This is a genomic window from Lonepinella sp. MS14434 (assembly GCF_042468235.1).
In the GTDB taxonomy this organism is placed as follows: Bacteria; Pseudomonadota; Gammaproteobacteria; order Enterobacterales; family Pasteurellaceae; genus Lonepinella.
The window spans coordinates 873,055-888,038 of record NZ_CP170386.1 but is presented as its reverse complement, the minus strand read 5'-3'; the positions used below and the strand labels follow the sequence as shown (position 1 = coordinate 888,038).

Annotated in this window: 15 protein-coding genes; 8 read left to right on the top strand and 7 right to left on the bottom strand. The window is 37.6% G+C overall.

The genetic code is table 11. The features are described 5' to 3' along the window. Position 1 precedes the first annotated feature (1 nt). Complete coding sequence (gene znuC / locus O1Q79_RS04370) at positions 2 to 796, bottom strand: zinc ABC transporter ATP-binding protein ZnuC (RefSeq protein ID WP_386686397.1); 795 nt, start codon at positions 794 to 796, stop codon at positions 2 to 4. A 1-nt stretch (position 797) separates the two neighbouring features. Next, positions 798 to 1,544: a YdcF family protein gene (locus tag O1Q79_RS04365; protein ID WP_386693147.1), complete on the bottom strand. Its 747-nt coding sequence runs from the start codon at positions 1,542 to 1,544 to the stop codon at positions 798 to 800. A 142-nt stretch (positions 1,545 to 1,686) separates the two neighbouring features. On the opposite strand from O1Q79_RS04365, the gene O1Q79_RS04360 reads away from it, so the two are divergent. From O1Q79_RS04360 to O1Q79_RS04325, 8 genes are all read left to right on the top strand, one after another. Further along, the gene (locus O1Q79_RS04360) at positions 1,687 to 2,664 is read left to right on the top strand and encodes a polysaccharide pyruvyl transferase family protein (RefSeq protein WP_386693146.1); all 978 of its coding nucleotides are present in this window, start codon (positions 1,687 to 1,689) and stop codon (positions 2,662 to 2,664) included. Further along, complete coding sequence (locus O1Q79_RS04355) at positions 2,654 to 3,838, top strand: lipopolysaccharide biosynthesis protein (RefSeq protein WP_386693144.1); 1,185 nt, start codon at positions 2,654 to 2,656, stop codon at positions 3,836 to 3,838. Before O1Q79_RS04360 ends, O1Q79_RS04355 begins: the two co-directional genes overlap by 11 nt. Before the next feature lie 52 nt (positions 3,839 to 3,890). Next, positions 3,891 to 4,664, top strand: coding sequence for a glycosyltransferase family 25 protein (locus O1Q79_RS04350; RefSeq protein ID WP_386693142.1), 774 nt, complete (start codon positions 3,891 to 3,893; stop codon positions 4,662 to 4,664). Beyond that, positions 4,664 to 5,872, top strand: coding sequence for a hypothetical protein (locus tag O1Q79_RS04345; protein WP_386693141.1), 1,209 nt, complete (start codon positions 4,664 to 4,666; stop codon positions 5,870 to 5,872). The genes O1Q79_RS04350 and O1Q79_RS04345 overlap by 1 nt, the downstream gene beginning before the upstream one ends. Then, positions 5,865 to 6,746 (top strand): glycosyltransferase family 2 protein, encoded by an 882-nt coding sequence (locus tag O1Q79_RS04340; RefSeq protein ID WP_386693140.1) that lies wholly within the window; start codon positions 5,865 to 5,867, stop codon positions 6,744 to 6,746. The genes O1Q79_RS04345 and O1Q79_RS04340 overlap by 8 nt, the downstream gene beginning before the upstream one ends. A 220-nt stretch (positions 6,747 to 6,966) precedes the next feature. Then, on the top strand, positions 6,967 to 7,770 hold the full coding sequence (locus tag O1Q79_RS04335; protein WP_386693139.1) for a glycosyltransferase: 804 nt from the start codon (positions 6,967 to 6,969) through the stop codon (positions 7,768 to 7,770). Positions 7,771 to 7,778: 8 nt separating this feature from the next. Further along, positions 7,779 to 8,876, top strand: a complete 1,098-nt coding sequence (locus O1Q79_RS04330) for a lytic transglycosylase domain-containing protein (protein WP_386693137.1) — start codon at positions 7,779 to 7,781, stop codon at positions 8,874 to 8,876. A gap of 44 nt (positions 8,877 to 8,920) precedes the next feature. Next, positions 8,921 to 9,826 carry a mechanosensitive ion channel family protein gene (locus O1Q79_RS04325; RefSeq protein WP_386693136.1) on the top strand — a complete coding sequence of 302 codons (906 nt, stop codon included), beginning with the start codon at positions 8,921 to 8,923 and terminating at the stop codon, positions 9,824 to 9,826. A gap of 51 nt (positions 9,827 to 9,877) precedes the next feature. On the opposite strand, the gene trpCF is transcribed toward O1Q79_RS04325, so the two are convergent. The 5 genes from trpCF to trpE form a co-directional block, all read right to left on the bottom strand. Next, a complete protein-coding gene (gene trpCF, locus O1Q79_RS04320) occupies positions 9,878 to 11,311 on the bottom strand; it encodes a bifunctional indole-3-glycerol-phosphate synthase TrpC/phosphoribosylanthranilate isomerase TrpF (protein ID WP_386693135.1) in 1,434 nt (477 codons plus the stop codon). A gap of 120 nt (positions 11,312 to 11,431) precedes the next feature. Next, positions 11,432 to 12,433, bottom strand: coding sequence for an anthranilate phosphoribosyltransferase (trpD, locus tag O1Q79_RS04315; protein WP_386693134.1), 1,002 nt, complete (start codon positions 12,431 to 12,433; stop codon positions 11,432 to 11,434). 10 nt (positions 12,434 to 12,443) lie between these two features. Next, a complete protein-coding gene (locus O1Q79_RS04310; protein WP_132302453.1) occupies positions 12,444 to 12,830 on the bottom strand; it encodes a tautomerase family protein in 387 nt (128 codons plus the stop codon). A gap of 9 nt (positions 12,831 to 12,839) precedes the next feature. Further along, positions 12,840 to 13,418, bottom strand: coding sequence for an aminodeoxychorismate/anthranilate synthase component II (locus O1Q79_RS04305; protein WP_386693133.1), 579 nt, complete (start codon positions 13,416 to 13,418; stop codon positions 12,840 to 12,842). Positions 13,419 to 13,428: 10 nt separating this feature from the next. After that, entirely contained in the window at positions 13,429 to 14,970 is a 1,542-nt protein-coding gene (trpE, locus tag O1Q79_RS04300; RefSeq protein WP_386693131.1) for an anthranilate synthase component I, read from the bottom strand. Positions 14,971 to 14,984 lie beyond the last annotated feature (14 nt).

The following is a 14,984-nucleotide window of genomic DNA, read 5'->3' as shown; positions in this document are numbered from 1 at the left end:
CTTATTTATTATGTTCTGCACAAGTCTGATCATCCTGACAACAGACATCACCGTGAATATTGTGTTGGTGGTTATGATGATGCGTATAAACGGCAATATTTTTAGCAAATTGATCACCAAAAAAATGAATAAATTTGGGATCATTAGACACGGCTTCAGGTGTGCCAGCACAACAAATATGATGATTAACGCATAAGACTTCATTGGTATCAGCCATCACGATATGTAAATCATGAGAAACCATGAGAATGGCACAATTTAATTTTTCGCGAGTTTGTTTAATCAGCTGATACAGTTCTACTTGACCATTAATATCGACACCTTGAGTAGGTTCATCTAGCACTAACAAATTGGGTTTATTCAGAATAGCACGAGCAATCAACACCCGTTGCATTTCGCCACCAGACAGCTTTTGCATACTATTTTTGATTAAATGCGAAACTGACAGCAATTCCAACGCCTGTTGCATATCGTTTTTGGTAATGCCTTTTTTCAACGATAAAAATTTTTCCACTGTTATTGGTAAACTTGGATCTAAATGGATTTTTTGTGGCACATAGCCAATACGTAGATTTTTACTATAAACCACATCACCACTGGTCGGCGTTAATAATTTAAGTAATACCTTTAATAAAGTAGATTTTCCCCCACCGTTCGGACCCACAATAGTCATCACCGAGTTAGGATAAATGCGTAAATTAATATTTTGTAAAGCGACTTTTTGTGAGAACGTCACATTAATGTTATTTAACGCTACCAACGGTTGTTTGGGTAGCTGAATGGATTTGATTTTCATATTAAAATTTCTCTTTCCAGTAACCGATCCATTCTTTTAATAATTGCATATTGGCACCAATCGCCCCAGCTTGTGGAACAAAGTGCATATAGTTTAAATCATAGCTTTCAGGTGTTATACCATTACCCACACTCGCAGGTAATACGGTAAATCCCTCTTTTTCAAACAGTAATTTTGATCGTTGCATGTGCCATTGATTAGTAATTAGAATAATTTTTGAAATCCCTTCACGTTCAAGAATTTCATGGCTATATTTTGCATTTTCAACCGTATTTAATGCTTTTTCTTCTAGCCATTTTGGTTGCACACCGAAAAAAGTAAAAAATTCTTGTGCGATAACTTTAGCTTCGGAATTGCCGTTCGGGCTAGCACCACTAATTAAAATCGGCAGTTCGGTTTCTTTATGTAAATAGGCAGCGTATCGCATCCGCTCTAATACCAAACCTGGTACAGTTAAACTATTATACAATTCACTGCTATCACGCAAACCACCGCCTAACACCACAATAGCCTGAGCTTGCCGATAATCTTCTACGCTTAAGTTATCTTTTGTCGTTAAGCTGTCACTGAGTTTTTGTGCTGTATAAGGCAAGCTAACAATGTACAAAGTAATGATAGCCAATAAAGCACTAAAAAAAGCCAGTTTAGGACAACGAAATAATAGACAGAATAAGGCAAAAATCGCCAGAATAATCACATTCGCTGGCGGTAAGATGAGAGCCGTAATCAATTTGGTTAGTTCAAACATAGTATTTTTCTCAATAAAAAGTGCGGTTATTATTCCCGAAAATTAAACGAAACTCAATCATTAAAACGCTGTCAAAGCCGTTGAAAAATGCTATGATGAAAACTTGTTAATCTTTTTACTTAGCTATGGAACGTCTTTAGGAATGAATGCAGTCTTACAATCATTAAAACAAAAATTACAACAAATTAACAGCTTAATCATAGATAAAAATGACGTGCTGTATTTTGATTATCCGTTACATTTAAATGTTGGGGATTTATTAATCTATGCTGGCACGGAGCAATTTTTCAAAGATTATCACATCAAGATTCGTTTAAGACGTTCATTGCAGGCTTTCGATATTCATGAAGTCAAAAAATATATTCAACCGAATACCACGATTTTGTGTCATGGTGGCGGAAACTTTGGTGATCTGTATCCGCTCATTCAACAAATGCGAGAAGATATTGTGCGAGAATTTCCGCATAATCGGATCATTTTATTGCCACAAACCGCTCATTTTTCCAATCAAAAAGCCATGTTGGCAGCCGCAGAATTATTTTCCTCTCATTCTGATCTGCATTTATTTGCACGTGATAGTAAAACCTTTCAATTAATGCAAGGTCATTTTTCGAAGAATAGTTATTTGTCGCCTGATATGGCTCATCAACTTTACGGAAACTTGCCACAAAAAGACCGCAGTTTGCACCAAAGTGCGGTGCAAAAAACGCTCTATTTTTTACGCAAAGATATTGAAAAAAGCCATATTGAAACAGAAATTCAAGCTCAATTAGCTAACCTAGATAACGTGAAAGATTGGGAAGATATTTTATTACCAAGTGATTTGAAATTTGAATTATGGTGTAGTCGTTTTTCCAAAATCGCCAATAAATTTCATTTAGCGTTTATGAAAAATAAAATTAACGATCTATGGTATCAACATGCGTTAAACGTGATCGAACGCTGTCAAAGGATTTTTTTAAGCTATGATAATGTGATTACCAGCCGATTACATGGACATATTTTTTCTTGTTTATTGGGTATTCCAAATCAAGTGTGTGATAATTCCTATGGTAAAAATTCAGGTTATTATCAGCAATGGACAAAAGACATAGATTACACAACGCTCTATGAAAAATAATCATTTTATTAAACTCATTGCGGTAACGGTATTCAGTATGGGGTTGACCTTGGTTAGCTCTTTTATCTTAGCTCGCCTATTATCGGTACAAGATCGCGGTTTACATCAGTTATTTGTAACATCAGTTTCCTATGTGGTGACATTAGCAACGGGTGGTGTTGGATTCGCTTTTGCCTTGAGTATGCGACATCGACAATACCAACATTGGCAACGCTATTTTATTTTATTCTTAGCCTTTGCGATTATTGTGGCTGGTATTGCCGTTTTTTTATTTGATGTAACAAATTATTACGCCTTATTTATTATCAATGTGTTATTGACGGCAATATTAACCATTACGCTAGAAAAGAGTAAAATTGATCCCAAAATGATCGTTTATCGGCGTTTAACCTTACAGCAACCGATTTTATTAGTATTGGTTTATGGCGTAACTTATGCGTTATGGCAAGAACAACCATTAAAAATTGCCCTTTATTTATTAACGCTATACAGTGCTATTCAGGCTATTTTCTGTTTAATTTATTTATATCAAATGGATAAAGATTTTAGTCAACGTAATAAGATCGAGAAAATTGATCCAAGATTTTTCTTTACCACTTGGTTTAAACAAAATCTATTACAAATTTTTGGTGCGACTACCACCAGTCTTGATAAATTTTTAGTGGTTTCTTTCTTAGGTAATTATACCTTGGGTTTATATACAGTGTGTATTGCCTTTGATAGTTTACTGACTAAATTTATCAATATGTTAGCCGATTATTATTATTCAGGATTATTAAATAAACTCAATCGGATTAAATCGGTGTTAGCGGTTATTGGATTAATCAGTATCAGTGCCTTAATTTTGGTGCCATTATTAGCTAAGCCTGTGATTGTTTTGTTCTTTAGTAGCAAATATGCAGAAGTAGCTCCCGTTCTAATCTGGTTTATTGTCAATGCCATTATTGCAGGATTATCATGGGTATTGTCACAAAATATGTTGTTATTAGGCAAACAGGTTTTATTATTTGTACGACAACTGATCGCGATTGTTGTTTTTGTGGTATTGTTTTATCTGTTAAAAGATCAACAATTATACGGGTTAGCCTATGCCTTAATTGGAGCAAGTCTAACTAGACTGGTTATTTCGTTAGTCTATTATTTTAAATATCCTGTAAAAGAGTTAGTTGATTAAATGTAGGGTAGGGGCGGATCAATGTGTTCGCCCGAAAAAAGTGCGGTGTAAAATGCGAAAATTTTTAATTTCTTTAGAAAAAGACATACAGCGTAGGGAATTATTTTTCTCTCAACCAGATACAGCAGATTTTGACGTATTTAATGCCATTAATACCATGAATTTATCACCATCAGAATTAGAAAGCCGTTTTGATTTTAATGGGTTTAAACAAGCCTACGGACGAGCAGTGACTAAAGGTGAAATCGGTTGTACTTTAAGCCATTTGGCGGTTTATCAAAAAATTGTAGATGATGAAACTGTTCAAGCAAATGACTATGCTTTAGTCTGTGAAGATGATGCGTTGTTGGCAGAAAATTTTCAGCAAAATTTGACCGCACTTTTAACTGAAAACTTCACCGCCGATATTATTCTAGTCGGACAATCAAAAATCCCAACCTTTGATGATATTGAGTTGAAGATTAATTATCCAACCACATTGCGTTTTCTGCAAAAGAAGATAGCGACAACGGGTTATCGTTATGCTTATCCTTATAAAAATTATTTTGCAGGCACGGTGGCTTATTTAATAAAAAAATCGGCTTGTCAAAAGTTCTTAGATTACATTGAACAACAGCAAAAGATCTTCTGGTTGGCAGATGATTTTATTTGGTTTGAGAAACAATTAGGCTTAGATATTGTCGTGATTCGTCCGTTAATGGTGATTGAAAACCCCAAATTAGCCAGTAATTTAGCCGATTTACGTGCCGCCTTAAAACATAGTTGGTGGCAAAAATGGCTGAAATTTCCAGCCAAAAAGCTATTAGCGATTAAGAGAAATTTATAATGTCAGCATTATTTAATTTATTTTATCTTTATGATCCTTGGGCTTTTCATTTTATCCGAATGAGTCTAGTCGCTGGTGTTATTGCGGTATTATGGTTGGGTTATAAATGGTATAAAAAACAAATTAATCAAGTGATTATTCCAGCAGACAGTTTATTCGTTTGTGCTGCTTTAGTGCTTGTTTCCGTGATCCCGATTTTGATTAATGGTACAGCAGAGTTTGGTGTACTGAGTATGTATATTAAACTGTTGGTGATATTTATATTGGGGATTGCAATTTATAATTTATTTTATCTGCAACAAGAAAAAAGCCTATTTATTCGAGATATTAAAATAGGAATAGTGGCACAGTCCATTATGGGCGTTTTAGCACTAACGGGTATTCCGTTTTTAGTCAGCATTGCATTAGGTACAAATGCCAGTGCCATTTTACCGCAGTTTACAGGATCGGAGCAGGAATATCGTTTATACAACATAACATCATCCGCCTTTTTCCAATTAAGTGCCTTTTACTTAATGCTTTTGCATTTTTTATTAGCTTATGCCGAGAAGCACGCTAAATTGAAAGGGATTTATGTGTTTTTAATGTTATGTATCGGATTGATTTCAGGCAGAACATTTTTATTACTCTCCGTTTTCAGCTTAGTCCTTTATTTTAAACGAGATTATATTTTGCCGATAATATTGTTCGGTGTATTAATTTTTGTTTTAGCCATAAATTATCAATCAAGCCTTTATATTGAACATGCTTTAGAACCCTTGATTAATTTGATTTATGGGACAGATCGTCCAGCGTCTAAATTTATTGGTATTTCTACTGGGTTATCTTCTTCCACCGATACCTTAATGCAAAAACATTTATTTATGCCAAGTTTAAAACAACTGATGATAGGTGACGGCTTATATTATAATCTGAACGGCAAAGGTTATTACGGCGGATCGGACTCTGGCTTTATTCGTCAGGCATTATATGGTGGTATCGGTTATATTGCGGTTTGTTTTATGGTGACAGGTTATTTTGTGAAACGGATTGCGGATAACTGGTTTAATGGCAGTTGGAAATTTATTTTATCTAGCTTGTTATTGTTGAGTTTATTAAATGTCAAAGCCGATACCTACGCTTACCCTGGGATTATGTTTATCTTTTTAATGTTTATTTCGTTGTTTGGTGGGCAGGGTAAACAAATTGTGAGAAAAAATCATGTTTAGTATTATCATACCTTCCTATAATCGTAATCTGGAAGTTAATCGTTTATTGGTGAGTTTAGAACAACAAACCGCAAAGAATTTTGAGGTCATTGTGGTTGATGATTGTTCGCCAAATCCGTTAAAAATTGACCGCACTTTTAGCTTTGAGGTTAAACTTATTCGTAATGAACAAAATGTTGGACCCGCTCAAAGTCGTAATAATGGTGCCAAAATGGCAACAGGCGAGTGGTTATTATTTTTAGACGATGATGATCGTTTTGATGAGCGAAAATGTCAAATGATTGCCGAAACCATTGAGCAAAATCCAACGCTGAACTTTATCTATCATCCTGCCAAATGTGAAATGGTGAATGAAAAATTTAGTTATGTTACCAAGCCGATTAACGAACAAGAGATTTCATTAGAAAGAATTTTATTGGTCAATAAAATCGGTGGTATGCCAATGATTGCGATTAAAAAAGACTTCTTTTGGCAGTTAGGTGGATTATCCACGGCGTTAAAATCTTTAGAAGATTATGAATTTGTGTTAAAAGCCGTAAGTTGCCCTGATTTTCGCCCAAAATATATTGATGAGCCATTGAGTATCTGTGCTTTTCATACCAAAAGATCGAGTGTGTCCACGAATACGGAAAACACCGAAAAAGCCATTGCGATGATCGGTCAACAATATGTCAAAACTGAACAGCAAGCGAAAAATTTTGCCATCAATTCGTTGTATATGCTGGCATATCCTTATGCGATGAATTTATCACGTAAAGCAGGTTATTATTATTTCAAGATTTTTATGTTGAGTCACAATGTTAAGCATTTGATGATTGCTATTGTGAGCAGCATTTCGCCACAGTTGGCGATAAATTTAAAACGCTATATTTAGCAGCCCCCCATCGCCCTTTGGGCACTTCCCCCCGCAAGCAGGGGGAAGGAATAAATATCAAGGAAAATAAGAGCGTTTTGCTCCCATGTAAGCAGGGGGAAGGAATAAATATCAAAGAAAATAAGAGCATTTTGCTCCCCCTGCTTGCGGGGGGAGCTGGGCGAAGCCCTGAGGGGGGCAATAGCCGAATAACAAATATTATATTTAAATGGAACAAACAATGAAATTTTCAGTATTAATGTCCTTATACATCAAGGAAAATCCCACATTCTTACGGGAATGTTTACAAAGTTTAGTCGATCAAACTCACCCAGCCGATGAAATTGTGTTGGTGTTAGACGGTGCGATTACGCCTGAATTGCAAGCCGTGATTGATGAATTTAAAGCAACATTACCTTTTAAATTAGTCCCGTTAGAACAAAATGTTGGTTTAGGTAAAGCGTTAAATCAAGGGATAAAATCAGCGAGCCATGAATGGATTTTCCGCATGGATACTGACGATATTTGCTATCCTGACCGTTTTGAAAAACAGCTTGCTTTTATTGAGAAAAATCCTGATGTGGTGATTTTTGGTGGACAAATTGCCGAATTTGGATCCTCTATTGAGGATATTGTTAGCTTCCGTAAAGTGCCAACCATTGCTGATGAAATTGTAAAATTCACCCAAAAACGTTGCCCGTTTAATCACATGACCGTGGCTTATAAACGCCAAGCGGTATTGAATGCAGGCGGTTATCAAGGTTTGCAAGAAGATTATTATTTATGGATTAACTTAGTCGCTCACCATCCGACAAATGTCGCCAATCTGCCTGATGTATTGGTTTATGCAAGGGTGGGGAATGGCATGGTGGGGCGCCGACGTGGCATTGAGCAAGCCAAATTTGAATGGCAACTTTATAAGTTAAAATCGCAAGTGAAATTACAAGATCCAGTATCAGGTTTGGTGGTCTTTTTATCTCGCATGCTACCACGTTTATTACCAAAATCATTATTGGAAATAATCTATAAATTTATTCGGAAATAGGAAAGTAAATGAAAACTTTATTAGAAATCACCGCACTTTGTACGGGATTAATCTTAGCTGGCTGTTCTTCATCAAATAATACGCCAAACTCAGCAATCAATGCGTTAGACAGTAATGCAATCTACAGCAAAGCTCGTACGTTAGATAATTTTAATGATTACGTACAGTTTTTAAAACAAAAATCTGCGGGACAGGGCGTATCTGCGAAAACCTTAAATGCTCAAAATAACATTTATTATATTGAAAGTGCGGTACGTTTAGATCAAAAACAAGCGGGCAATGCAGCACGCCTTAAAAATCAACCACCGTTACCACCCAATCCGAACGGCGTAACAAATTATATTAATAAACACTTAACCCAAGCCAAGGTGAATAAAGCGGAAGATAATTATTGGGACGTTCGCACATCATTGCAAAAAGCCAGCCAAAAATACGGTGTGCAACAAGAATTTATTTTGGCACTGTGGGGCATGGAAAGCAGTTTTGGTTACTATCAAGGTAACTATGATGTGCTTTCTGTGTTAGCCACCTTGGCTTTTGACGGTCGCCGTGAAAAATTATTTAGCCAAGAATTTATTAATGCGATGAAAATGCTTGATCAAGGCTATTTAAATCGAACTCAAATGCTAGGTTCGTGGGCAGGGGCAATGGGACAAACCCAATTTATGCCAACCTCATATCTAAATTATGCTGCAGACGGCGATAATGACGGTCGTAAAGATATTTGGCAAAATGAATATGATGTTTTTGCTTCGATTGCAAATTATTTGCATACTGTGGGTTGGGATAATCGTTTACCTTGGGGCGTGGAAGTACAGCTTACTCAGCCTGCTAATCTTGCTTTATATGGTACGGAAAAAAATAAAGCCCGCTCTTTAACAGATTGGCAAGCTCAAGGCATCATGCTAAAAAGCAGTGCCGAAGCACAAAAATTAAATGCCTTATCTTCTACTGATCTTTGGTTGGTGTTACCTGATAAACAAGTAGGACGAGCATTCTTAGTTTCAAATAATTTTCGCACCATTTTAGACTGGAACCGTTCCAACTATTATGCGTTAAGTGTCGGCATGTTTGCGGATCGGATTAAATCAGCAATTGGTGTTTAATGATTAACTTAAACAACTATTTAAACAACTTATAGGAGAAAAAAATGGCTGCCGAAAATGCAACTGAAACAGCACAATTAGATGTGGTTGGGGAAACCAGCAAAATACTTAATGATGTATCAAATATGGATTTTGCCACCCTGTTAAATGAATGGATTATCCCTTACGGTACCAAAATCTTACTGGCAATCGTGATTTTTTATGTGGGTAAATATATTTCTAAAATTATTAGTAATTTGCTTGGACGAGCGGTATTGATTTCGACCAAAGATGAAATGTTACAAAGTTTTGTCCGTTCAATCGGTTATTTTCTATTACTGTTAATCACGGTAATTGCTGCCCTTTCACAATTAGGCATTAACACCAGTTCATTAGTGGCGTTAATTGGTGCAGCTGGTTTAGCTATTGGTTTATCATTACAGAATTCCTTGCAAAATTTTGCGGCTGGAGTGATGTTGCTGATCTTCAAACCTTTTAATAAAGGTGACTTTATTGAAGCCTCAGGAACAACAGGTGTGGTTCATCAAATGGGCTTATTAATGTTGGAACTCAGAACAGGCGATAACAAAACGGTATTGGTACCGAATGGTAAAGTGTTTGCCGATAGCATTACTAATTATTCATTGAATGAACTGCGTCGTGTGGATTTAACTTTTGATATTTCCTACGAATCGAACATCAAGCAAGCTAAAGATGTTTTAGCTGATATTTTAGCCAAAAATACTTTAGTACTAAAAGATCCTGAACCGGTGATTGCGGTGGGTGCATTAGAAGCGAGTAGTGTACAGTTAATCACACGTTCTTGGGTGAAAAATTCAGATTATTGGTCGGTATATTGGGCGTTGTTGGAAGAAGTAAAATTAGCCTTTGATGCTGCGGGTATTACTATTCCTTATGATCAAATGGATTTGCATATTGTCAGTCAAGCGACAAACGAGACGGAAAAATAAGATTTAATTAAAATGAACCCCAATCACGTATTGCGTGATTGGGGCAAGTGATTAATATTGATGAATTTTCTCAAAAACTGCGGTCAATTTTTCCGCACTTTTTATCCCTTTGGCACTTTCTACGCCTGAATTTAAGTCTAGCCCTAAACAGCCTTGTTGTAAGGCAAGATCGATATTTTCTGGACTAATCCCACCTGCCAGCATAATACGATTTTTCAATTCCGCAGGAATTTTTGACCAGTTAAAGGGTTTGCCTGTACCGCCCTGTTGATTGCCAAGTTTACTGTCGAGAACATAGCGATTGACCTCTGAAATTTCATCAATTTGCACCGCAGTTTGGTTTTCAATATCTACCGAAACCGCTTGCCAGATTTGAATGTTTTCAGGTAATTGTTGACGAAGTGCGGTGATAAATCCAGCATTTTCTGAACCGTGTAATTGCACCGCAAAAAGTTGCAGTTGGCTGGCTATTTTCACGATAAAATCAATTTCCTGATTCTGGAAAACACCAACAAAACGCAATGGGGCAGTGGTGACTAATTCTTGTGCTTGTCTAAGACTGACTTGGCGTGGTGATTTTTCCGCAAAGATTAAACCGCCGTATAAGGCACCTTGGCTATAAACGGCTTGCACATCTTGCGGACGAGTTAAACCACAGACTTTATTTTCGCCGAAAATCACCGAACGTACGGCGTTATTTAAATCGTGACTTCCCATTAAACTGCTGCCAATCAAAAAGCCGTGAGATACGGATTTTAGCTGTTGCACTTGAGCGTGCGTGTAAATTCCTGATTCACTGATAATGCGAGTATCGGCTGGAATCTGATGTTGATATTTTTCCACCAAGTATTTTACCCGATTTAAATCCACCGTGAGATCGTGCAAATTACGGTTATTTACCCCGATAATTTTTGCTCCTAAGCTCAACGCTCGTTCAAATTCCACTTCGTTACTGGTTTCGGTTAATACACCCATGCTAAGCTGATGAGCAAGGTGAGATAATTTTTGGTAGGTTTCATCATCTACCACGGAAAGCATCAATAAAATCGCATCCGCTTGATGGAATCGGGCGAGATAAACTTGATATTCATCGACCATAAAATCTTTGCATAATACAGGCTGGCTGACGATATTTCGCACTTGCTGAATATAAGCAAAATCCCCTTGGAAATATTTTTCATCTGTCAGTACGGAAACAGCGGTCGCATAATGTTTATACACATGAGCAATCTCTGCCAAATTAAATTCGGCACGAATTAAGCCTTTAGACGGCGAGGCTTTTTTACATTCTAAAATAAAAGCAGGTTGTTGATAATTGCCTTGTGTCTTTGATGACATTAGGGCCTGATAAAAACTGCGGTCAGAATTAGTGATTTTTTGTTGAAATTCACTTAGCGGAAATTCGACTTTTTTTTGTTTTACCCAATCCAATTTATCGAGTACGATTTTTTGTAGAATGGTGGGGGCGTTTTTGTTGATGTTCATATTTTTGTTCTGGATTATTTTGACAGTTGTAGGGGCGTATTGCATACGCCCTAACGCTCAATTTTATGATTTATGTAGGATTTTTGGGCGTATGCAATACGCCCCTACAATGTTTATATGTTAATACTGGGTTAATTTTACCAAAGTTTCATAAGGTTTACCGCTTGTTATTACACCAAGTACCTGTTCCGCATTGGATTTTAAATCTTGATGACCAAACACTTTCATTAACATTGCTACGTTCATTGCCACGGCTTGAACGTGTTCGGCTTTGCCTTTGCCTTGTAAAAGTGCGGTGAGAAATTGTGCATTTTCTGCGGGTTCACCACCACGTAGGCTTTCTAGTGGTTGTGGTTCAAAACCGAAATCATAAGGGGTTACGCTGTAATAAGTAATCTCGCCGTGACGTACTTCTGCCACATCGGTTTTGCCGTGAATCGCCACTTCATCTAAACCAGAACCATGTACCACAATGGTATTTTTACCGCCTAAACGGACTACCGTTTCCGCATAGGGTTGAATTAAATCTGGCGAATACACCCCTAATAATTGATGCGTTGGGCGAGCAGGGTTACATAATGGACCAAGAATGTTAAACAATGTGCGAGTTTTCAAGGCTTGGCGAACTGGAGCGGCATATTTAAAACCTTGATGATATTGTTGCGCCCATAAAAAGCAGATATTGGTTTCATCTAATGCCTTGCGTGCAGTTTCAGCACTCATAGCAATATTTACGCCTAACGCACTCAATACATCACTCGCCCCTGTTTTGCTCGATACACTACGATTGCCGTGTTTGGCAACTTTAAAGCCAAGACTGGCAGCCACAATGGCAGAGGCAGTGGAAATATTAATAGTGTTGGCACCATCTCCACCTGTTCCAACAATATCGGCAAAATCATAATGTGGGGTAGGGAAATGTTGAGCATTTGCCACCACAGCATTGACCGCACCACTGATTTCTTCTGGTGTTTCACCACGTAATTTTAAAGCAATCAATACCCCTGCTAATTGTTCATTGGCTAATTCACCGTGCATAACAGCGTTAAATAGTTGTTCTGCTTGTTTTTGGCTTAATGGTTGTTTTTCAAAGAGTTGGGATAATAGTTGTTCAGTTTGCATAATACTTTCCTTAACGATAAATACTATAAGCTAAGTCGTTGGCTTCGTCACCTGTCATACCACGGAAACCCCAACAATGTGGCGGTTGTTCTTTAATGGTGATTTCCACATCAATGGCATTAATATCCGCCCGTTGTTCCAATTCACAAAACAGCATTTTTATTAGCCGTTTTTTGGTATCTTCGGAACGCCCTTGCATTAGATTAATTTCAACCACAATAAAATCGTCTGTTCGCCCCTCAGGACAGAAAAAATCTTCTCGTTCTAAGCCGATAAAACGTAAAGTATGTTTACGTGGGGGAATATCCAGTTGCATATTTAAGCAATCGTAAATTGCTTGCATAATCTGCTGTTTTCGTGGTGCAAGCGTGTGTTTTAAACCATAAACAATAATCATAATTTCCCCTTATCGGTTAACTAACCAACGAATTGAATTTTCTAATAATTTTCCACCTTGAACAGTTAAAATACTTTCAGGGTGAAATTGAAAGGCACAAATTGGCAAGGTGCGGTGACGAATTGCCATAATAATATGGTTATATTCTGCATTGACGATTAATTCATCGGGTAATTCGGTTCCCATTAGGGAATGATAGCGAGCCACGGGCATTGGATTAGGTAAATCCTTAAACATGGCTTGTTCATCATGGTTGATTTTTGACACTTTGCCGTGTAACACTTTGCCTGCATGAACCACCTTGCCGCCGAAAGATTCAATTAAGGCTTGATGTCCCAAACAAATCCCAATAATCGGCACTTGATTTTTGACTTTCTCAATTAAGGCAAGCATATTGCCAGCTTGAGCAGGTGTACCAGGTCCGGGAGAGAGTGCCAAAATACTGTCAGGTTCAAGGCAGATTTTGGTTAAAAAATCCAGCTCGCAGTCGTTGCGATAGACTTTTACGTTATGCCCCAGTGTGCGGAATTGATCCACCAGATTGTAAGTAAAGGAATCAAAATTGTCTAAAAATACGATAGTTGCCATAATTTGTTCCTTACGCTAATTGGTTAGTTTGAATAATGGTATTTAACACCGCACGAGCTTTATGACGAGTTTCGTCCGCTTCCATTTGTGGATCGGAATCCAACACTTCGCCACAGCCTGCTTGCACGTGTGCTATGCCATTTTGTACAAAGGCGGAACGAATCACAATGCAAGTGTCGAAATTACCGTCTGAACCTAAATAGCCCACTGCACCGCCGTAGCTATGGCGTTTTTCTTGCTCAAATTGATAAATCAACTGCATGGCTTTAATTTTCGGCGCACCTGTTAGCGTTCCCATATTCATACAGGCTTGATAAGCGTGTAAGGCATCTAATTCAGGGCGAAGTTTACCCACTACACGAGAAACCAAGTGCATAATATGTGAATAGCGATCGACCTGCATTAAATCACACACTTGACGTGTACCACTTTCGCAGACTCGAGCAATATCGTTGCGAGCTAAATCTACCAACATCAAATGTTCGGCTAATTCCTTATGATCTAACCGCAGTTCCAATTCTAAACGAGCGTCGAGTTCAGGATCGATCTGACCATTGGCATCAAATCCCCGTGGGCGAGATCCTGCAATCGGGTAAATTTCCAACTGGCGATTTTCCGCTGAATATTTTAATGCACTTTCAGGTGATGCACCGAATAGGGTAAATTCATCATCTTGCATAAAGAACATATAGGGGCTTGGATTGTTCAATTTTAACTGACGATAGGTTGCAAGCGTATTGGGACAAGGCAAAGAAAAACGGCGAGATGGCACGATTTGGAATACATCACCGTCATAAATATGTTGTTTAAGTGCGGTGATAATTTGTTTAAATTTGTCATCATCGTGATTAATTTGTACCTGCGTATCTGCTTTTTGAATGGCGGGTAACGGTTTCAAATTCTGTAAATCTTGCGAAATTTTCACCGCACTTTGTTGCAAATCCACTAATGCTTTGGAATTAAAACAGAAAGTTTGTAATGTCGCCTGTTGAGTTGGGTGATCAAAACGCAGTAAATTTTCTGCTAGATAAAAGACATAATCGGGGCAGGTTAAACCATCATCTTGTAACTGAATACCGTCCATTGGAATAAAATTTGCCACTAAATCATAGGCAAATAATCCCCCTAAAAAAATGGGTGTTTGACTATGAGAATAAAGCGTAGCAATTTGACGAAGTCCGTCAAATACAGTGGCAGATTGTAATTTACTGTCTTCATCAAGATTTTGATCGAGTGCCGCAAATTCGGCTTGTAGGGTAGTTTGATTCAATTTGGTGAGTGTGCTCAAACCCTGTAACTTTTCTTCAAGGTGAATTAAAACGGTGTTTCCATTGGCTGTTAAGGCTTGAAATGTGACAATCTGTCCTTGGCAGGAAATTTTGACTGCGGCGTTAATCAACAACAAACTTTTTAAACTATTTTTGCTCGAAATCTCCGCACTTTCTAATAATAGGCTGTTAGATTTTTCTGGGGAGAGCGTATTAAAAACAGGCACGAGATCGTCATAATAGGCGACCTGTTGATGGAGAACTTGAATATAAGGCTGAAACATAAGCTATCCTTATG